This is a genomic window from Roseobacter sp. TSBP12 (assembly GCF_009129705.1).
Classification (GTDB): Bacteria; Pseudomonadota; Alphaproteobacteria; order Rhodobacterales; family Rhodobacteraceae; genus Celeribacter; species Celeribacter baekdonensis_A.
Genome location: NZ_PYIB01000056.1, coordinates 20,498 through 39,665, shown reverse-complemented (window position 1 = coordinate 39,665; position 19,168 = coordinate 20,498). Strand labels below are relative to the sequence as shown.

Sequence of the window (19,168 nt, the reverse complement as noted above, 5' to 3'; positions counted from 1 at the left end):
ACGTCGCCTCAATAGATACAGGGGTGTGCTGTCACAATGAACTGCCGAGGAAGGCCCTTGCCCCCGTTATGAGCAACCCTGTCTTTCAGCTTCTCGAACAGCGTAACTCCTGCCGCGCCTTCCTGCCGGATGCGGTGCCTTTGGCCGATCTGCGTGACATAATTGCCGCCGCGCGGCGCGCCCCGAGTGGCGCGAACCTACAGCCCGGCGGGTTCCATGTGTTGACCGGCGCGCCGCTTGACCGGCTGCGCGCGGCACTTGCCGATGTTGCCCAAAGCCCGCCCGAGCCCTCCGAATACAGTTATTTCCCAAATCCGATGCCACCCCATCTGCGCGCGCGGCAACGCAGGGCCGGGTATGCGCTTTACCATGCCTTGGGGATCGAACGGCGTGACATCGCCGGACGGCAGGCGCAGTTTGCCAAGAACTACCGGTTCTTCGATGCTCCTGTCGGCATCGTTGTGACCATTGATCGCAACATGGGCGCGGGCTGTTTTATGGATCTGGGCATGGCGTTGATGGCCTTGATGCTCCATGCGCACAGCGTGGGCTACGGCACCTGCGGCATCGGGGCGCTGGCCAATCACGGGCGGTTGACGCATCAGACACTCGGTCTGGCGCAGGACGACATCGTGGTCTGCGGGATCGCTCTTGGCCGACCGGATACACAGGCCCCGGTCAATGCTTTCCGGACAGAGCGCGCGACGATTGAAGATTACGCGACATTCCATGGCTTCGAGGAAGATCACCCCGATGAGCGCAGTTGAGGTCTATCTTGGAGACAGGCGGCTTCGGGGCGATACCGAAAGCGATGAGGCGACGGCCCTGCGGCGCTTGTTGACGTGTCTCACCTCCGGTCAATCCTTTCGCGTGCAACCTCGCCCCCCCTTCGTTCTGGAGATCGCGGGCCGGGAGGCCATTGAATGTTGTACCTCAGGCAGCTCGGGACAGCCAAAGGTCATACGGCGCAGCCGAAGCTCATGGACCGCAAGTTTCGCCGTCAACCGTGCACTCTTCGCCTTCGCCTCTTGCGATCGGGCGGCGGTTTTTGGGGCCTTGAGCCATTCCCTGACGCTTTACGGCATCGCTGAATCCCATCACTGCGGGCTTGGTCTTCACCTGCTGCACGGGTTACGACCCAAAGCACAGATCGAACAGCTGAACCGTCATCAGATCAGCGTGATCTATGCGACGCCGACGCAACTGCGGATGCTGAGCGGCCCCCCTGCCCCTTCGGTGCGTGTCGTGCTGTGCGGTGGCGGGCACCTTGATGAGGCGACCCATACGCATGTCGCGCAGATGTTCCCCCGCGCGGAGCTTCGTGCATTCTATGGCGCCTCCGAGACCAGTTTCGTGACTCTGACCGACGCGCAGACACCCGCCGGGTCGGTCGGCCGCGCCTATCCCGGTGTGACGCTCGACATCCGCGCGGCGCAGGACGGTGTGGGCGAGGTTTGGGTGCAAAGCCCCTATCTGTTCGATCATTACGTCGATGGCGACAGTGCCGCAACGCGACGAGATGACGAGGGCATGACAGTCGGAGAGATCGGACGCCTTGACGAGAACGGCTATCTTTTCTTGATGGGGCGGCGTGATCGGATGGTCACAATCGCAGATCGTAACGTCCACCCCGAGGCGCTTGAAACACTCCTGGCCACACTGTTGCCGGACCGCCTGTCGGCCGTGACCACATGGCCCGACGCACGACGCGGGCATGTGCTGGTCGCCTATATCGAAACGGGCGCCACGACTCCCCCCGATGACGCATGGCTGCGCCAGGAAATCACCAACGCCCTCGGCGCGACCATGGTGCCCCGCAAGATCATCCTGACCGCGCAGTTTCCCCTGTTGGCCTCGGGGAAACCGGATCTCGCAGCCATGACGCAGGCCCAGCCATGGCCGTGATCATCGCAGCCCGCCGCACCGCAGTCGTACCCCGTGGGGGGGCATTTTCAACCTTGCAGCCGCATGAGCTCGCCGCACCTGTCATCGCCGCACTGTTGCGCGATACCGGCCTGAATCCCGGTGACATCGGGCAACTCTTTCTGGCAAACGCTCTGGGCGGCGGTGGCAATCCCGCCCGTATGGCCGCGTTGTTTTCGGGTCTTGGGCATGTGTCGGGCCTCAGCATCGACGCCCAATGTGCCGGGGGGCTTGATGCGATTGCGATGGCCGCGGCTTGGGTCGATGCCGGGTTTGCCCGCGCCGTCATCGCTGGAGGAAGCGAAAGCTTCTCGCAGCGCCCGCTGCGCGCAACGCAACCCGGTCAGGACGGTGCGCCGAGATTTTACACCCGCCCTCCCTTCAGCCCATTTCCCGAACAGGACCCGGACCTGACCGTTGCTGCGGACCATCTTGCGCGCAATTTGGGCCTTTCGCGGCAGGAACAGGATGATTTTGCCATCGAAAGCCATCGCAAGGCCTTGGCGGCGCGGGATGTTCTGAGGACCGAAATTGTTTCGCTCCAAGACGTTGACCAGGACGCCTTTACGCGCAGATTGACCTTAAAAACCGCAAGTCGTTCCAAAAGCTTATCTGGTTCGGTCAGTGCCGCCGCAACGGCGGTGGAGGCGGACGGGGCGGCTTTTTGTCTTGTCGTTTCCGATGACATGCGTGCCTTGGCGGATCATGCGGTGTCCATCCGCGCCCATGCCAGCGTCGGTGCGGATTCGGCAGTGCCCGGAATGGCTCCCGTCGCCGCAATCAAACGCGTGCTTGCCGCCTCCACACTGACGCCGAATGATCTGAACACCATCGAAGTGATGGAGGCCTATGCCGCGCAAGCCATCGCTTGCATCAGACTGGGCCACCTGCCCGAAGACAGAACCAATGTGTCAGGCGGCGCCCTGTCGCGCGGTCATCCGATTGGAGCCTCCGGTGCCATCTTGGTCTGCCGCGCCTTCCATGAGCTGACGCGACGCCCCGGCCCGGCCCTGTGCACAATCGCCGCGGCGGGTGGGATCGGCTCTGCACTGGTCTTGGAGACATCTGTGTAACGCTCCGCCGCCCTCCCCCCTCTGCGGTCATCGCGAACACTGGCCCAAAAAGTGCGAAGGAAACCCGGGTAAACTCAGCATTTCCTGAGCCACGTCAAGCACCCTGTCTCTCTCATACCAAACGGCCAATAAGAACAAACACGCCTGTGAATTTTACAAAAAACTCGAAAAGCAAGGTAGACAAAGGCGCGGCCTAAGGCCACCAATTCAATCGCATCGGAAAGCTGAGTGACAGCACCGGATTTGTGCATCTGTCATTTGCGAAACGCGTGGGGAAGAGCTTTGAGCAACCAATTGAAAGATTCTGCGATCATTCAAGCCTTCAAACACATGCAGGTCGCGCTTATGATTTTAGGATCAGAAGGTCAAATATTGCATAGCAATCACAAGACCGATCACTTGTTCGGTTATGACGAGGGCGAGTTGATAGCACGCAACATATGTGATGTTTTATGCGTTGAATCCTTGGCTGAGTTGAATGCTTTCATCGAACCTCCCGCCGTGGATACCCTCATTAAAAAAATAGCGGGACGCCATAAAAACGGGGATCTGCTCACTCTCTCGGTCCATGTCACGATATGGATTGATGCCGATCAGGGTCCACAGCATGCACTGGTTTTGAGAGATATTTCAAACGAATTGAAAAGCGAAAAATTGGTCAGGGACGAGTTGACGCGAGCGAACAATGCCATCGTTGGGGCTTATATTGGCGTTTTCGAATACAATCCCGTTGAGGACACCGTGATTGTGTCGGATATCTGGCGAGAGTTGCTGGAGTTGGGCCCCTCGGACGATGTGGACGTTCAGGTGGAATGGCGCGGGCGCGTGCATCCTGACGACCTGAATGCCGCACTGGAGCCAATCCGCCTTTGTCTCGAAGACACACACGAACGTGCCCGTTGCGAATATCGATTACGGTCGCGGGATGGATCGCAATGGCGTTGGATACGCACCGATATTGCAGTTTCGCAACGGGATGAAGCTGGTCAGCCTGTTCGTTTGAGTGGTGCAATGACGGATATTTCTGACATCAAGGCCACTGAAAGCGCTCTGCGATCGAGTGTCGAACAGTTCAGAGCCTCTTTCGAAAGCCCGGTCATTGGGAAAATCATTGTCGGCTTGGAAGGTGAGATCCTGCGTGTCAATGAGGCTGTGTGTAATCTTTTAGGGTATTCCACGGAGGAGCTTCAGGCCACCGATTTCCAGACATTGACGTATCCTGACGATCTGGAAGAGGACCTTCGTTTGTTTGCCCAATTGAAGGCCGGTAAAATTGCGCATTACGAGATGGAAAAGCGCTACATCCGTGCGAACGGTGCCATTATGTGGGGGCACTTAACCGTGAACATGATCAAAGACGCGGATGGCCATCCAGAATATTGCGTCTCCCAAATCATAGATATCACCGAACGACGGCGGCTGAGTGAACTTAAAAGCAGGTTCGTGTCAACTGTCAGTCATGAACTCAGAACGCCTCTGACCTCGGTTCTTGGCTCTTTGATGCTGCTGTCTTCCCTGGACGACGAACTCCTGTCGGATGAGGTTCAGCGGTTGTTGTTCATTGCGCAAAGAAACGGCGAGCGCCTGCGCGATCTGGTCAATAACATTCTGGATTTCGAAAAGTTTTCTGCCAAGCAAATGCGGTTCACCTTATCGCAAAAGCAACTCGTCTTGCTGGTTGAGGAAGCCGTTATGGCAAATTTGGTTGCGGCAGATATATCCGGTGTGCGGTGCAACGTCATCTGCCCGGACCGGACGGTGCGCGGTTTTGTTGATCCTAAACGATTTGAACAGGTGATGGCCAACCTCCTGTCGAACGCTACAAAATTTGCCGCCAAAGGGAGTTCAATTGACATTTCTGTTATAGAGCACAGCGAAGCCGTGCGTATTACAGTCACCAATAGAGGCGATGGCATTCCGGCCCCCATGCAGGCTCATATGTTCGAGCCTTTTTTCCAAGCCTCTCCCGGAACGACACAGACCAACGGTGGGACCGGTCTGGGCCTCAGCATCACCAAACAAATTGTTGAGCAGACGGGAGGGGAAATCGGCTTTGAAAGCATTCCAGACGAGACCACCACATTTTGGTTTACAGTTCCGACAGAGGACCCAGGCGGGAGTTCAACCCACTGATTTGTTTCGGATCACTTTTGAAAACCGTAGGCTGAGTAAATATTGATCGGTCTCGGCCCGTTCTGTTTCTCTTCAACGCGGGCCTCGGCACGCGCAATGGCGCGTTCAAAAGTCTGTTGGATCAAGAGCGCCACACTGGTGTTGGGGTGCAGCGGGCTTCCGGCGGACACTTCGATGTCAAGAGGATCACCATTGTCGTATTCGGAGTTCTTTTCGTCGAGAATGGTCTGAATGTTGGCTTCCAACTCTTCGGAGCTTTCAAAGCGCAGCCCGTTGGAGACAACAATATAGGCGCCGTGGCCGACATAAGACATCAGATGGCGGGTCGCGCCCAACACATTGGAAATCGCATCTATCACCTCCGTGAGCGCATATGAGAACTCTGCCACCGAGGCGCGGGAATGGATGGCTTCGATTTGGTGTATTTTGACAGCAAAGATATGTGAGCCCCCAAGACCCGCTCTCGAAAGCTGTTTCAGGTAATTTTCCAAGGCTCTTTCATCGACAAGGTTTTTGATACCCTCAATCATCACGGCTTCAGAAAGAGGGGATAGGGTATCGCCCCCAGCCGAGGGAGGCTGCGGCAAACGCTCGCCACTCGTGTGCAGGTTGCTTTTCCGGGCGACGAGGAGTTCCTTTGCCAGTCGCAAACGCGTCCGCAATTCAACGATGTCGAACGGTTTGCTGGCGTAATCTGTGGCCCCGGCTTCAAAGGCACGATCAATGTACTCCCGCTCCTTCATCGCAGTCAGCATGACTATCGGAACCTTGCGATAGGAGGGGATTGCACGGATATGAGTGCAAAGTTCGATACCATCCATCTCAGGCATGTTGATATCCAGAAGGAGACATTCGAATGGTGTCTCACTGTTTTTCAAAATATCCAACGCGGCGGCCCCGGAAGGTGCCGTCGACATTTTGGAAAACCCCGCCTTTAGCGCAATCATCGGAAGAAGTTCAAGTATGTACGGGTCGTCATCGACAGCCAGAATTCGCATGTATGCCTCTAAAGTTGAAATATGACAACCGTCGTTAACTCATACAGCGTATAGGATGATGGAAAACAACCCGGTTAAACCATTAGGGCACACCCAAATCGAATGCAACCAAATGCGATGACACTCAAAAACCCGCAGATAATGCGGTTCTCATTTCTTAAATCATCTTGAATACACAGTCCAACGTGATTTCTGCCTGTCATGCGTCCCCGGACATCAATATTGGCAATGCAAGAAATCGGTTGCAAATGGTTTCTTCAAAGCTCGCCGTATTGCGCAAAGTTTGGCGCAGTACTTGGGTGTTGAACAGGGTCCTTCGGTCAGCCTAAAGCGTCACGCCTTTCACCTGAGACAGGGGAAAGGGCGATGCTGCCAGACATATCAATGTTGTGGGCGTTTTACGCGCCACAACCGCCCGCCTGCCCATTTGATGAGCGGATGTTCGCAAGTCAGACATAGCGGGCGAACGCCTCCGACAGGGCGCTTCCCGATAGCCCAGCCCCCAGCAGAGCGGAAAGAAGCAATCGGGTTTTCACGGCGGACAGATCACCCGCCAGCAATGCGCCATGTTCAACCAGCGTCACCCCGCCACTGTCTTTGCCATAGACCGCGCGAGTACGCCCCTCTTGGCAACGGGACGCGACGGCGACGACACAGCCTTTTGCAACCAGACGCGCGACCTCTCCGGCAAAGCCTTTCGGCGCATTGCCGCGCCCAAAGGCGGACAGGACAATCCCTGAGGCACCATGATCCGCCGCCAGCCCCATCAGCCGTGGCGTACTGCCAAGACCGAGGCCAATCAATTCAACATCCGGGTCGAGCTTGGGCGTATCAAACGCCACACGCGCCTGCGCGGGACGCGTGTAAAGATGCACCTTGCCATGATCCACCTCGCCTAATTTCCCATGGCCAATCGAACGGAACGTATCCACGCGGGAGGTATGGGCCTTTGTCACATAGCGCGCACCATGAATGTCGCCCTCGAAGAGGATGACCGGCCCCACGCCTATCAGCTCTGTGCTGGCAGCGGCACAGATCGCATCGTGGATGTTGCGTGGCCCATCCGTATCCGGTTGACCGGCATGGCGCTGTGCGCCTGTGAACACCACGGGTTTGTCCGTTTTCGTGAGCACCCAAGCAAGGAAAGCGCTTTCTTCCATCGTGTCGGTCCCATGGGTGACGACGACCCCATCCACCGCATCGTCGGAGAGCACGGCATCAATGCGGCGACACAGGTGATGAATCGTGGCAAGGTCGAGCGCATAGCTGCCTGCGGCCTCGAAATTCTCAACCACGACAGAAATGCCATCCAGCGGATCGTGCAGACTGCGCAACAACGCTTCGCCGGTCAGCCCCGCGTTCACGGCACCCGCAGCTTTATCTGCAGAAGAGGCAATGGTTCCGCCGGTGGCGATGAGGGTTACATTTTTCATTGGGCCTTCTCTCGAATGGTGCGTTTCTTCTTTAGCTGGCGCGGCGATTGGTGCGCGCCTTGGACGCCGCCAAATCAACCAATTCATTCCACCGGCGCACGACATAGTTATGTTCGTCCATGGTGGAATTCCAAATCGCGATATGGCGACACCGGTCTTCGCGAGAGCCGCCCGAACGGGTTTCCCCCGCCCGTATCGCCAGACGTCCGGCCACATCCTTAAGACCATGTGCCGCAGGTTGGCCTTCGTACCAATACGCCCAATCGGCCTGTGGCAGATGCGCTTTCACCCGTTCCGGGACGGACATGTAATAGCCCTGTCGCGCCACCACAGCCCCCGCATAGCCATCAAGATACCAGTTCAACCACTCATAGGCGCGGTCGAGTTTTTCCCCCTCCAGCACGCGGGACAGACACATGCCGCCATGCCAGGCGCGGTAGCCTTCGCGCGGATGGGCCTGACGCACGCGGACACCTTGGCGTTTCATTTCGACAATGGTGGGTGACCAGATCGAGGCGAGTTTGAGTTCACACTCCAAAAACCGCTCCACGGGCTCATTCGCACGAAGCCAGAACGGACTCAAATGTCCGCTAAGGATCAGAGACCGGGCATGTTCGCTTAACACATCAATCTCTTCGACACTCATGTTGCCCATATTCTCGAAACTCATCTGCCCCGATGCCGCCAGTGCCATAGCGAGATCGAACAGGCCGATCGCCGGCTCATCCACCAATGCGACTCGACCCGCCCATTTCGGATTCAGCAGTTCCGCCCAACTCACGATGTCGCGGTCGACATCTACGTCAGTGGTTTCAACCGCAAAACTGTCAAAATTGTAAAAGGTGGGCAGCATGGATATCTGCCCTGTCGGACTGTTCGAGAGGGTCATGTCGTGTTGAACGAACAGACGTGAAGCAGGAACATCGCCCAGCGCCTGACGCCCCGGCGCGCCGGGCATCCGTGACAACTCACCCAAATCGTCCCAATGAGTAATCCGGCGGGTATCAATGGCCTGCACCGCACGCCAATACCAGACAATGTCGAGATTGTGAAAACACTGATCATAAACATCATAGCTTGCCGGGTCGAGCGCGGCGGAACGTTGCGCGCTGTTGAAATCCATTTCGATGAATTCAAGAGGGAACCCAAGATCACTCTCGGCGCGGTCTTTCAGAAAGCGCCAAGGCTGGATTTCAGTTGTCAGGATGCGAAGCGGCTCTGTCATTCCGCCGCAGTCCTGGCCTCAGAAATCCCCATGAATGCTGTAAAGGAGCGGCGAATTTGGTCCGGCGCAAGCCCTTCAAGGATAAAGACGATCCGCGACTGGCGTGGTCCCTTTGGCCAATTCGCCATATGGGTCGGAGCATGAACGAGATGTTGAACACCGTGTATCGCAATCGGACTGTCTTCGCCCTCGATCGCTAAAATACCTTTCACTCTGAAAATCCTCTCACCGTGCTTATGCAGTAGAAGTGTAAGCCAAGTCCCGAACATAGTCCAATCGATCTCCTGTTCGATCACCAAGGAAAAGCTGGTGACGCCAAGCGCGTCGTCATAGTGATGCGCGTGGTGGCGGTTGTGTGAATGATCATGGTGGTGGGTATGTTGGTGCTCTGCGTGATCACAGGTGGGGCCGCAAAGGGGATCGCCTCCTCCCTCGCCGGCAAGAGTATTGGCAAAAGCGGTCGAGCCGAACCCCTCAAGGATCACGTCAACAGAAGCCTCTGTCGTCAAAATGAGTGCGCCCGGATTGATCCGCGCGAGACGCCGCCGCAGCGCCTGTTCCATCTCTGGCTCCGTGAGATCCGTCTTGGTCAACACGATCCGGTCCGCCGCCGCAATCTGACGCACGGCCTCTGAGCGATGCTCGACCTGAAGCACAGCGTTGACCGCGTCCACTGTTGTGAGAACGCCGCCATTGGTAAAATGTGACCGCAGCACAGGATGCGCCGTCAGCGTTTGCAAGACGGGATATGGGTCCGCCAGCCCTGTCGTTTCAATCACCACCCGATCAAAGGCGATCTCCCCGCGCGCCCTTAGGCTGTGGAGATTGGACAGTGCATCGGCCACTTCACCCCGAACGGTGCAACAGATACAACCGGATTTCAACACCACCACGGTGTCATCAATGCGATCCAGCAGCGCGTGATCCAACCCAACCTCGCCGAACTCGTTGATCAGCACAGCCGCGCCTTTCATCGAGGGATCGGTAAGCAGGCGTTGCAGAAGCGTCGTTTTGCCAGACCCAAGAAACCCGGTGAGCAGGATGACAGGAGTCATAGGCTTGTCCTCTCTTCCATCCATTCAATAAGATCATCGTCGAGCGGATCAAGATCGCGGCCAGATAAGGCCTCCGCCTCCGACCACAGATGAGACAGGGCCTCAAACACGCTGGAGCCACCGGTGGGGGACGTCATGACATAGGACCGCCCTTGCCAGACATCGAGTTTAAGACGGCGATATGAGAGGACTGCATTGGCAGACTTCAGGCGTCGCAGGCCCTCGGCCCGGCGCGATTGCGTGTCATGATTACGGGTGTAGACACCTGGGCGCACAATCGCGTTGGTCCAGTGATCATCACAGCCAAGAATACCGCAAAGCGAACACATGCCTCTCTCCTTCGTCTCGTTAAATGGCGGACGGTGCCGGGAATTGCCCGTCCGCCAAAGGCACAGCGAGGTTTAGCCGCGCGGGAACTTTTGGTCGTAGTTGTCGGCCATTTCATCCATGGTGACGAATTTCACGCCCTCATGCGAGGCCATATGTTTGAACAAACGTTCCAGCATCAGCAACACTTGCGGACGGCCAGAGACATCCGGGTGAATGGTGATCGGGAAAACGGCGTAATCCATGTTCTCATAGACCCAATCGAACTGGTCCTGCCACATCTGTTCGATGTCGCGGGGATTCACGAAACCGTGGGAGTTCGGGGATTTCTTGATGAACATCATCGGCGGCAGGTCGTCGAGATACCAGTTGGCAGGAATTTCGATCAGATCGGTTTCCTCACCGCGCACCAGCGGCTTCATCCAGTCCTCGGGCGTGCCGGCGTAGTCGATCTTGGTCCATGTGTCGCCCACACGCACGCGGTACGGCTCAAAATCCTTATGCATCAAAGAGTGATCGTACTTGATACCCTTTTTGAGCAGAAGCTCGTTGGACACGGCAGAGAATTCCCACCACGGCGCAACGTAGCCGGTCGGACGCTTGCCCGAAAGTTCGGTGATCAGGTCGATACACTTGTCGAGCACCGCCTCTTCCTGTTCAGGCGTCATGGCGATCGGGTTTTCATGGCTATAGCCGTGGATACCGATCTCGTGACCGCGCTTTGCGACTTCTTTCATCTGTTCGGGAAAGGTCTCTGCGGAGTGGCCAGGAATGAACCAGGTGGTTTTGATCCCGAACTTGTCGAACAGATCGAGAAGACGCATAGAGCCGACTTCGCCTGCGAACAGACCGCGGGAAATGTCATCGGGGCTGTCTTCGCCACCATAGGACCCGAGCCAGCCGGCCACGGCGTCAACATCAATCCCGAAACCGACGAGAATTTCTTTTGCCATTGGATTTGTCTCCTGTTGGGGGGTTAAGCATGAATAAGAGTGACCGAGGCCGGATCGACCCCGAGGGTGATCGGTGCGCCCAGTTCAAGCGCGCGCACTTCGGGACGATCCGCGCTCACTTCGACGGCAATCTCACGGCCCTCTGAAAGACGCACTTTGAGATGACCGACGGCGCCGACCAACTTGCGCTCGGCCAAGTGGCCTTCGAACCGGATTTCGCCCGGCGTATTTTGCGGTGTGATGCGGAAAGCCTCGGCGGGCACGACAGCAAGGGTCTCATTGCCCTGCCCGACGCCCTCGATCAGACCGAAGGGTGTCTCAATCCGGCCAAACCCTTTGTCCGCCGCCCCTTTCGGTGTGCCCTCGAATACCGTGTTCGAGCCAATGAACTCCGCGACAAAGGGCGTTCTCGGCCTGCGATACAAGTCGCGCGGCGGGGAGATCTGTTCCACCACCCCGTTGGACATGACCACGACGCGGTCCGAGAGACCAAGAGCCTCGGATTGCGCATGGGTCACAAAAATAAAGGTGATGCCCAGTTCGCGCTGTAAAAGTTTCAATTCGTTCTGGATGATCCGTCGCAGGTTTGCGTCCAGCGCTCCGAGCGGTTCGTCGAGCAAAAGTATTTCCGGCTCAACGACCAGACCACGCGCCAGCGCGATCCTCTGACGCTGCCCCCCCGATAGTTTATCCGCCTTGCGATCTGCGAAACGTTCGAGATCGAACATATCGAGGATGCGATCCACCTTGCGGTCACGTTCCGTTTTTGGGGTGCCTTTGACATCAAGCCCGAAGGCGACGTTCTCGCGCACCGACATATGCGGGAACAGCGCATAGTTCTGAAAAATCATAGAGGTCGGGCGTTTCTCAGGCGGGACATCTGTCACATTCTGCCCCATCATCAAAACGTCGCCATTGGTGATATGCTCAAACCCTGCGATCATCCGTAAAGTCGTGGATTTGCCGCACCCGCTTGGTCCAAGAAAGGCCACGAATTCGCCCTTCTCCACTTTCAGGTCGAAATCGGAAACAGCAACGGTGCCGTCAGGATAGGTTTTACCAACGGAAATAAGTTCGAGGTCGTGGACCATGGCACTCAACTTTCGGTTTTAAGCATTGGAAATGGGTGGGCGTCCGAAGAGGCATCAGACGCCCACTGTCACATCAGGCGTTCAGGAACTCGTCCCAACGCATGATCAGGTGATCGTACTCATCCGGCCACTGGTGCCAGTAGGCGACGTTGGACGCGCGCTCCTCAAGAGAGCCGCCATCGCGCAGATCGCCCGGATTGATGCCCCGCTCCGCTTCGCCTTTCCACGGCTGGCCCTCATACCAGAAGGCGTATTTGTCAGGGTCCATCGCCTCTTTGATGTTTGTGGACGGCGAATAGTAGCCCTGTTCCGTCACGGCGATGCCCGGTTCCCCCGACAACCAGAAGTTCGCATATGCGATGACCGCCTCGCGGTTCGGCGTCCCCTTGAGCATTGACGGACCGATGGCCCAGCCGCGATACCCTTCTTTTGGTGTCGCGTATTTGGCGGGCTTGCCCTGTGCCTTCACCGCCATGACGGCGGGCTGCCACGCGTCACAGACGACCATTTCCCCCGAAGCCATAAGGTTCACCAACTCACCGAAATCGCCCCAAAGCGCACGGAACTGACCAGCTTTCTTCTTGGCGATAAGAAATTTGGCGGCTTCGTCGATTTCGGATTTCGTCGGGTTGCCGGGGTTTTTCGCCTCAAGCAAACCGAGCGAATTCATTGCGAGGACGGCCTGACCGATGGCGATGAGCGGGTCAACGTTCAGGCCCGACTTCCCTTGCCATTTTTCATCGAACAGCGCGGTCCAGGTGTTGGCCTCCTCGGCGCTCAACACGTCGGGATTATAACCAATGGAGTCGTAGTTGTAGACCGCTGGCACCATGTAGAGCTGTGTCTGCGCCTCGTCCGCCCAAATCTGGCCGGAGATCTGCTCCTGCGGCTGCCATTTCGGATCGGTTTTGGTAAAGGTGTCGCGGATCGACGCCCAGTTCGGAAGCTCCGCTGCCGGAATGGTTTCCACATTGTCGGTCGCGATCAGCGCCGGAAGGCGCTCGCCGATGATTTCCCAGCAATCGTAATCCGAGGAGCCAGACAGGATTTTGGTCTGGGCATCCGGAAATGTGGACGGCGTGCCAGAGGTCGCTCCGACGCCCGTCTGGGCCTTGAACATTTCAAGAATGCGATCCTGAACGGTCGTGGACAGACCGGTGGTGCGCAATTCCAGATCGGAGAGGTTCGCGGCATAAGCCATGCGCGACCAAGGGTGCAAACCGGAACCGAGGGCGGCAGCCCCCGCAGCGGCACCGTATGTCAGAAAGGTACGGCGGTTGGATTTCAAAGTCATAGTGTCTTTCCCTGTTGCTGGCGTATTGACGTTGATCGAAAGAAAACGAGGCGTTATTCGCCTCTTATCATTGGCGACTTCAGTAGCGGCCGGGGGTGAGGCCCCCATCCACCGTCACGACCTGACCGGTGAGGTAGGACGCGTCAGAAGACGCAAGAAACTTGATGACATTGGCGATTTCAGCGGGTTCACCCAGTCGCTTCATCGGGATGTAAGGCGAGGCAATCTCGGCAGCATCCGGCCCGAGGCTATGCCCCGGATTGAGAAGCTGCGCGGTGCGGATGTAACCCGGAGCGACGCCGTTGACGCGTATGCCCTTCTGGGCATATTCCACCGCCAAACCGCGGATCATACCGATCACACCGGATTTCGCGGTCGAGTAATGCACATGCTCGTCCCAACCGTAATTCGTGCCCATGATGGAAGAGAGGCAAATGATTGACGCGCCCTCTTTCATCGCGGGCAAAGCCGGACGGATCACCCGCAACATGCCATAGAGATTGATGTCGAGGGTCTCATGCCAGGTCTCGTCGGTCATCTCCGACATCGGAACCCGCAGGGCGATGCCCGCATTGGCAACGATCACGTCGATCCCGCCGAAACGGCTGTTGAGATCACCGACCAAGGCATCCGCCGCCTCGGTAGAACGCACGTTCAGTGGGTGGAACTCTGCACTGCCGCCGGCATCCTCGATCTCTGCGACGACGGCTTTGCCTTTGTCTTCGAGCACATCGGTCACAACGACATGATCGCCTTGGGCGGCAAAGGCCAGAGCGGTGGCACGGCCAATGCCGATGCCTGCGCCGGTGGTGAGAACAATACGTTTATCCATTTGATTCATATCCGTTTGAAGAGGTCAGAGCATGACGTCGCCGGAGTTCGGCCCGAGCGTTTGTCCAACGAAAAGCGCCGCATCGTCGGAGACGAGGAAAGAGACAACACCGCCCACTTCGGCCGGACTGCCAAAGCGTCCCAAAGGCAATTCGGCGCGCTTGGCGGTTTTCCAGTCTTCGGACAAAGCCTCGACCAGAGGTGTATTGATCGGCCCCGGCGCGACGGCATTGACACGCACGCCCTTGGCGGACACCTCACGGGCAAGAGATTTGGTCATCCCAATCACAGCGGCCTTGGCCCCTGCATAATGGGTCAGTTCAACACCGCCGATCTGGCCAAGCTGCGAGGCGATATTGACGATATGCCCCTGCCCTTTCGCGAGCATCGCGGGCAGGCAGGCACGGGTGCAAAGGTAGTTGCCACGAACATGCACGGCGAAGATTTTGTCGAACATCTCGGGCGTGATCTCGGTGAAAGGTGCTTGGTGGCCGAAGCCCGCGTTGTTGACCAAAATCTCCGGCGCGCCGAAGTCTTCGGTGATTGTGGCGACCATTGCGTTCACCTCAGATTCGTCACTGACATCAGCGGCATAGGCTCCGGCAACACCCCCGGCGGCATGGATTTCTGCGACGGTTGTTTTGGCAACCTCAAGCGAAAGATCGTTGACGGCGATGGTATGCCCGTCGGCGGCGAGACGTTGGGCGATGGCGGCCCCGATGCCGGAGCCTGCTCCGGTGACAAGCGCAATCATCATGCGTCCTCCTGGCCTTTGTAGCGCGAGGCTTTGGACGTAAACCGCTTCATCAACAGGCCGTAGACGACCAAAAGCGTGAAGCTGAAGAGCGTGGTGAGAACACCGAAGGCAAAGAGATTGGGATAGATTTCCACCGAAAAGGTGCCATAGATCGCCAGCGGCAGGGTCAGGTCACGGCCAGCCGTAAACAGCGTTCGCGCAAATTCGTCATAGCTGAGCGTGAAAGAGAACAGCATGGCGGAGAGCACCCCCGGAAAAATGATCGGGAACGTCACACGGCGGAACGTCTGGGCCGGGCTGACACCGAGCGAGAGGGAGGCTTCTTCGACCGTCCGGTCAAACCGATTGAAAATGGCGAGCATGACAAGGAAAGCAAAGGGATAGGTGTAGACGACGTGCAGGACGAAAGACGTCCCCCACCAGGCCCGTCCGAGATCGAGCGTATTGGACAAAAGCGCCATCCCGAGACCGACCAGAACCCCCGGCACCATCATCCCGAGGATGATGAGGTAAAAGGCAGGACCGGAGCCTTTGAATTTTGTGCGAAAGGCTTCGGCGCTCATAACACCAAGAACCGTGGAGACCACCGTGGTCATAAAGGCCAGGACAATAGAGCGGATCAGGCTCTCGCCCACTGGAAGTTGGGACACGCGAGAGGTCTCGGCCAGCCCCAAAAGGTGCTCATACCAGTAGATCGACCAGTCGCGGATCGGAAATTGTGGACCGCCGTCGATGCTTTGAAAGGAGAGGATCGCGAGGACGATCATCGGCCCGTAGAGAAACAGCAAAAAGCATGCCGTATAAAGAGCGAGGGTCGGACGAAGGATACGAGATTCCATGGCTCACATTTCCTTGCGCAGATCGACGAGACGCAAAGCGAGCGCGATCACGGCGGTGATGATGATGGTGAGCACGACACCTGCGACGGCAGCGAAGGCCCATTTGAGCGAGCCGACCTGGCTCACGATGATGTTTCCGAGAAGGTTGACTTTGCGGCCCGAAAGCGATGCGGCGGTCGCGAACTCACCGAGCACCATGACGGAGACAAAGATTGCACCGACAATGACCCCCGGCAGCGACAGCGGAAGAATGATCCGGCGAAAAATGGTGCCGAAGGAGGCGCCGAGATCGCGCGCGGCTTCGATCACGGAGATGTCGATCCGCCCCAGCATGAAGGTGATCGGTCCAACCATGAACACGCAGTAAATCTGGGTCATGCCGACAAGCACGGAAAACTCGGAAAACAAAAGAAAAGTCAGAGGTTCAGAGATGATCCCCAGTTTCATCAGGATCACGTTGATCGCCCCTTCGGTTCCCAACATCGGACGCCACGCGATCACCCGGATCAGGAAAGAGGTCCAGAACGGGATCACACAGGCCACGAGGAGAGCCGTTTGCAGCGTCTTGTTGCGCACGAAAAGCCCGATGAAAAGCGCCACCGGATAGCCGACCACAACGGTCGATATCAAGACGATGAGCCAGATGCGCAGTGTGGTCCAGATCGCACTGAGATAGGTCGCAGAACTCAGGAAGTGCTTCCAGCTTGCAGTGGTCAGGGTCGAATTCACCGAGAATGTCGTCTGGGTCCAGAAGGACACATAGATCACCATGGCCATCGGCAGGACCATGAAGAAAAACATCCACAACAGGCCCGGAGTCAAAAGGCTGATCGCGCGGCGGCGATCCTTTTTCTCGCGTAATTCGGCGGGGGAATGGGGGGTGGCGAAGTGAGTGTCGGTGGACAGGGCTGACATCAGGCGGCTCCGTGAAATTGGCGCAAGGCTTGCGGGGCAAAATGAATATCGTAGCGCTGACCTTCTACCAGATCGGGCAAGCGGGGCTGGCTCAGGTGATCAATGACCTGCAAAAGCGTGCCGTCATCCGCGCGAAAAAAGGACAGCGCGGTCGGCCCGTTGAATTCTCCAGTGAGATATTTCGCGCCCAAAGCGGGACGCCCTTGCGGCGCGGCGCCTTCTGCGCTCACATCCATCTGGTCAAATCGCACAGCGATTGTGCCCGAAGAGAAATCACCGCGACACAGCCCGGCCTCAAAGATGTTCCATGCATTGAGGTGCCGCGCTGCCTCGGCATTCCCAGGTTGATTGAAAAGCATATCTGGGGCGTCGGACTGCATAATGCGTCCGTCTGCAAGGACGGCCACCTTGTCGCCCATGGTGAGAGCTTCTGTTTCGGAGCCGGTCACATGCAGGAAGCTTACGCCGAGACGTTCCCGGATTGCTTTCAACTCGTCGCACATCCGTGCTCGCAAGTTGGCGTCAAGCGCCCCAAGCGGTTCGTCAAGCAGAACAATCCGAGGTTCACACACCAGCGTTCGGGCGAGCGCAACGCGCTGACGCTGCCCGCCTGAAATCGCACTGACCGCCCGGTGACCAAAGCCCGACAGCCCGACAAGCGCCATCATGTCTTCGGTCCGGTCTTTGATTTCGGCCTCTTTGGTCAACGGCGCATGGGCGCGATAACGCAACCCGAACGCCACGTTTTCGGCCACGGTCAGATGTGGAAAAAGAGCGAAGTTCTGGAACACAAACCCAATGTCGCGCAGATGAGAGGGCTGGCCGTCGATCCGGTCGCCATCAATGGAAATCTCTCCCTGATCGGGTTCCTCGAACCCCGCAATCAGGCGCAAGAGAGTCGTCTTTCCCGAACCGGACGCGCCAAGGAGCGACATATATGTGTTTTCCGGGACGACAAAATCCACGCCGCTCAAGGCGACAGTTTCGCCGTATCTGCGGCTTACTCGGCTTAGCGTCAGCACTGATTTTCCCCTGTTTCGATATTTTTGATTTTGTTGATACAAACATCGATTCTTGCGTCCCGTAAAGTAAATAAACGATTTTTGTATTCTAAAAATCGTTTTAATGAACTTCCTTAAATGCGGTAAAACGCATTATTATTGTACTTTTAAAGACTTAAGTCGCATTTGCCTAAATTCATGGCACCCAATTATTTTTGATCTTTGCACACAAAAATAATTTGCTTTCATCACTTCCTCCCACCTCTTATTGTCAGGGAAAGAAACCAGACGAGGCAGAAATGGCCATTTCAGAAGACCCCGCGCCCACCACTGAAGACAACGACAAGCGGGCACCTCTTTTCGAGGTTGCCGCTGAATTCATTCGCCACAACATCGCGCTCGACCACCTCTGCCCTGGTCTGGTTTTGCAAGAGAGCGCCCTGGCCGAGCGACTAGACATGTCGCGTGCCACAGTCAAAAGAGCGCTTGAAATCATCGAAGCCGAAGGGGCAATCCAAAGGTTCTCCGGGCGTGGTTTTCTGGTGGCTGGCAGAGACCTCACGCCAAAACGTGTGGACCTGCGCCAGATCGAACTGGATCACAGCACCCTGTCCGAAAGCGTTGGAAAGCCCAGCTGGCTCCGGATTTACGATGACGTCGCTTATCATGTGACACGGTGTCCTGTGTTTGGACGTTACCGTATTTTCGAAGCGCAGATGGCGGAGGAGTATAACGTCTCCCGCACAATCATCCGCGACGTTCTTGGACGCCTTCAGGAGCGTGGCTTAGTCCAAAAAAACCGCACCTCCCGCTGGGTCGTAGAGCCTCTTACATCAAAGAAAATAAAGGACAAATTTGAACTACGAAGCATCCTTGAAGTGGCCGCACTCAAATCAGCGACGCTTCCGACCGAAAAGCTTCGATCCCTTGCAGAAGAAATCCGCACATTCTCGACACAGTCGACGCTGACGCCGGCTCAGTGGTTTTCTCTTGACCAGCGCTTTTTTGAAATGGTTATTCTAACAACGTCAAACGCGGATCTTTCCGCATTTGCTTCAAGCAACCGCATCGAATTGGAGGCCTGCCAATCCGCGCTCTTTGCCCTGGGTCTGCCGCCGGACACGCAATCGAGTCTGGAACTCGGACAAGTGATTGAACTCTCCCTTTCGGGCTCCATTACCGCCGCTGCAAGCATGCTCGCGATGCATCTCGAAAAGGCGCGCGACCGCACCATTGCACAGCTCAAAATCACCGCCATCATCCCTCCCCCCCGCGACTTCCCGCCCTACCTCCAATTCACCTGAATCGGTCCCCACGGCA

18 protein-coding genes are annotated in these 19,168 nt (G+C 57.0%); 5 read left to right on the top strand and 13 right to left on the bottom strand.

The genetic code is table 11. The features are described 5' to 3' along the window. Nucleotides 1-68 precede the first annotated feature (68 nt). The 4 genes from C8029_RS16825 to C8029_RS16810 all read left to right on the top strand — a co-directional run bounded on the left by C8029_RS16825 (nucleotide 69) and on the right by C8029_RS16810 (nucleotide 5,129). Nucleotides 69-767, top strand: a complete 699-nt coding sequence (locus C8029_RS16825) for a nitroreductase (RefSeq protein ID WP_152003345.1) — start codon at nucleotides 69-71, stop codon at nucleotides 765-767. Beyond that, nucleotides 754-1,905: an AMP-binding protein gene (locus C8029_RS16820; RefSeq protein WP_193217674.1), complete on the top strand. Its 1,152-nt coding sequence runs from the start codon at nucleotides 754-756 to the stop codon at nucleotides 1,903-1,905. The genes C8029_RS16825 and C8029_RS16820 overlap by 14 nt, the downstream gene beginning before the upstream one ends. After that, nucleotides 1,896-2,996, top strand: coding sequence for a thiolase family protein (locus tag C8029_RS16815; RefSeq protein ID WP_152003343.1), 1,101 nt, complete (start codon nucleotides 1,896-1,898; stop codon nucleotides 2,994-2,996). Before C8029_RS16820 ends, C8029_RS16815 begins: the two co-directional genes overlap by 10 nt. A gap of 282 nt (nucleotides 2,997-3,278) precedes the next feature. Further along, a complete protein-coding gene (locus tag C8029_RS16810) occupies nucleotides 3,279-5,129 on the top strand; it encodes a sensor histidine kinase (protein WP_009571606.1) in 1,851 nt (616 codons plus the stop codon). Between the two features lie 11 nt (nucleotides 5,130-5,140). Here the strand turns inward: C8029_RS16810 and C8029_RS16805 are convergent, their stop codons facing one another. The 13 genes from C8029_RS16805 to C8029_RS16745 form a co-directional block, all read right to left on the bottom strand. Next, nucleotides 5,141-6,127, bottom strand: a complete 987-nt coding sequence (locus C8029_RS16805) for a response regulator (RefSeq protein ID WP_152003342.1) — start codon at nucleotides 6,125-6,127, stop codon at nucleotides 5,141-5,143. 449 nt (nucleotides 6,128-6,576) lie between these two features. After that, a complete protein-coding gene (locus C8029_RS16800) occupies nucleotides 6,577-7,560 on the bottom strand; it encodes an asparaginase (protein WP_152003341.1) in 984 nt (327 codons plus the stop codon). Between the two features lie 31 nt (nucleotides 7,561-7,591). Continuing rightward, nucleotides 7,592-8,785, bottom strand: a complete 1,194-nt coding sequence (locus tag C8029_RS16795; RefSeq protein WP_009571603.1) for an ABC transporter substrate-binding protein — start codon at nucleotides 8,783-8,785, stop codon at nucleotides 7,592-7,594. After that, a complete protein-coding gene (locus C8029_RS16790; protein WP_009571602.1) occupies nucleotides 8,782-9,840 on the bottom strand; it encodes a CobW family GTP-binding protein in 1,059 nt (352 codons plus the stop codon). The genes C8029_RS16795 and C8029_RS16790 overlap by 4 nt, the downstream gene beginning before the upstream one ends. After that, nucleotides 9,837-10,169: a hypothetical protein gene (locus tag C8029_RS16785; protein ID WP_009571601.1), complete on the bottom strand. Its 333-nt coding sequence runs from the start codon at nucleotides 10,167-10,169 to the stop codon at nucleotides 9,837-9,839. Before C8029_RS16785 ends, C8029_RS16790 begins: the two co-directional genes overlap by 4 nt. 72 nt (nucleotides 10,170-10,241) lie before the next feature. Next, the gene (locus tag C8029_RS16780; RefSeq protein WP_009571600.1) at nucleotides 10,242-11,120 is read right to left on the bottom strand and encodes a polysaccharide deacetylase family protein; all 879 of its coding nucleotides are present in this window, start codon (nucleotides 11,118-11,120) and stop codon (nucleotides 10,242-10,244) included. A gap of 23 nt (nucleotides 11,121-11,143) precedes the next feature. Beyond that, nucleotides 11,144-12,211, bottom strand: coding sequence for an ABC transporter ATP-binding protein (locus C8029_RS16775; protein ID WP_152003340.1), 1,068 nt, complete (start codon nucleotides 12,209-12,211; stop codon nucleotides 11,144-11,146). A gap of 73 nt (nucleotides 12,212-12,284) precedes the next feature. After that, on the bottom strand, nucleotides 12,285-13,505 hold the full coding sequence (locus C8029_RS16770) for an ABC transporter substrate-binding protein (RefSeq protein ID WP_152003339.1): 1,221 nt from the start codon (nucleotides 13,503-13,505) through the stop codon (nucleotides 12,285-12,287). A gap of 79 nt (nucleotides 13,506-13,584) precedes the next feature. Continuing rightward, the gene (locus tag C8029_RS16765) at nucleotides 13,585-14,337 is read right to left on the bottom strand and encodes an SDR family NAD(P)-dependent oxidoreductase (protein WP_226946375.1); all 753 of its coding nucleotides are present in this window, start codon (nucleotides 14,335-14,337) and stop codon (nucleotides 13,585-13,587) included. A gap of 24 nt (nucleotides 14,338-14,361) precedes the next feature. Next, entirely contained in the window at nucleotides 14,362-15,093 is a 732-nt protein-coding gene (locus tag C8029_RS16760) for an SDR family NAD(P)-dependent oxidoreductase (protein WP_226946374.1), read from the bottom strand. Next, nucleotides 15,090-15,932 (bottom strand): ABC transporter permease, encoded by an 843-nt coding sequence (locus C8029_RS16755; RefSeq protein ID WP_152003337.1) that lies wholly within the window; start codon nucleotides 15,930-15,932, stop codon nucleotides 15,090-15,092. Before C8029_RS16755 ends, C8029_RS16760 begins: the two co-directional genes overlap by 4 nt. A 3-nt stretch (nucleotides 15,933-15,935) precedes the next feature. After that, the gene (locus C8029_RS16750; protein WP_009571594.1) at nucleotides 15,936-16,847 is read right to left on the bottom strand and encodes an ABC transporter permease; all 912 of its coding nucleotides are present in this window, start codon (nucleotides 16,845-16,847) and stop codon (nucleotides 15,936-15,938) included. Further along, on the bottom strand, nucleotides 16,847-17,812 hold the full coding sequence (locus tag C8029_RS16745) for an ABC transporter ATP-binding protein (protein WP_226946377.1): 966 nt from the start codon (nucleotides 17,810-17,812) through the stop codon (nucleotides 16,847-16,849). The genes C8029_RS16750 and C8029_RS16745 overlap by 1 nt, the downstream gene beginning before the upstream one ends. Before the next feature lie 335 nt (nucleotides 17,813-18,147). Here C8029_RS16745 and C8029_RS16740 point away from each other — a divergent pair, with 335 nt between their 5' ends. Beyond that, a complete protein-coding gene (locus tag C8029_RS16740) occupies nucleotides 18,148-19,152 on the top strand; it encodes a GntR family transcriptional regulator (RefSeq protein WP_152003336.1) in 1,005 nt (334 codons plus the stop codon). The last annotated feature ends 16 nt before the right edge of the window (nucleotides 19,153-19,168 follow it).

What these genes read in the sequence shown, in the direction of transcription:
- C8029_RS16825 (WP_152003345.1), top strand. Translation starts at nt 69, where the DNA reads ATGAGCAACCCTGTCTTTCAGCTTCTCGAACAGCGTAACTCCTGCCGC.
- C8029_RS16820 (WP_193217674.1), top strand. Translation starts at nt 754, where the DNA reads ATGAGCGCAGTTGAGGTCTATCTTGGAGACAGGCGGCTTCGGGGCGAT.
- C8029_RS16815 (WP_152003343.1), top strand. Translation starts at nt 1,896, where the DNA reads ATGGCCGTGATCATCGCAGCCCGCCGCACCGCAGTCGTACCCCGTGGG.
- C8029_RS16805 (WP_152003342.1), bottom strand. Translation starts at nt 6,127, where the DNA reads ATGCGAATTCTGGCTGTCGATGACGACCCGTACATACTTGAACTTCTT.
- C8029_RS16800 (WP_152003341.1), bottom strand. Translation starts at nt 7,560, where the DNA reads ATGAAAAATGTAACCCTCATCGCCACCGGCGGAACCATTGCCTCTTCT.
- C8029_RS16795 (WP_009571603.1), bottom strand. Translation starts at nt 8,785, where the DNA reads ATGACAGAGCCGCTTCGCATCCTGACAACTGAAATCCAGCCTTGGCGC.
- C8029_RS16790 (WP_009571602.1), bottom strand. Translation starts at nt 9,840, where the DNA reads ATGACTCCTGTCATCCTGCTCACCGGGTTTCTTGGGTCTGGCAAAACG.
- C8029_RS16785 (WP_009571601.1), bottom strand. Translation starts at nt 10,169, where the DNA reads ATGTGTTCGCTTTGCGGTATTCTTGGCTGTGATGATCACTGGACCAAC.
- C8029_RS16780 (WP_009571600.1), bottom strand. Translation starts at nt 11,120, where the DNA reads ATGGCAAAAGAAATTCTCGTCGGTTTCGGGATTGATGTTGACGCCGTG.
- C8029_RS16775 (WP_152003340.1), bottom strand. Translation starts at nt 12,211, where the DNA reads ATGGTCCACGACCTCGAACTTATTTCCGTTGGTAAAACCTATCCTGAC.
- C8029_RS16770 (WP_152003339.1), bottom strand. Translation starts at nt 13,505, where the DNA reads ATGACTTTGAAATCCAACCGCCGTACCTTTCTGACATACGGTGCCGCT.
- C8029_RS16765 (WP_226946375.1), bottom strand. Translation starts at nt 14,337, where the DNA reads ATGGATAAACGTATTGTTCTCACCACCGGCGCAGGCATCGGCATTGGC.
- C8029_RS16760 (WP_226946374.1), bottom strand. Translation starts at nt 15,093, where the DNA reads ATGATGATTGCGCTTGTCACCGGAGCAGGCTCCGGCATCGGGGCCGCC.
- C8029_RS16755 (WP_152003337.1), bottom strand. Translation starts at nt 15,932, where the DNA reads ATGGAATCTCGTATCCTTCGTCCGACCCTCGCTCTTTATACGGCATGC.
- C8029_RS16750 (WP_009571594.1), bottom strand. Translation starts at nt 16,847, where the DNA reads ATGTCAGCCCTGTCCACCGACACTCACTTCGCCACCCCCCATTCCCCC.
- C8029_RS16740 (WP_152003336.1), top strand. Translation starts at nt 18,148, where the DNA reads ATGGCCATTTCAGAAGACCCCGCGCCCACCACTGAAGACAACGACAAG.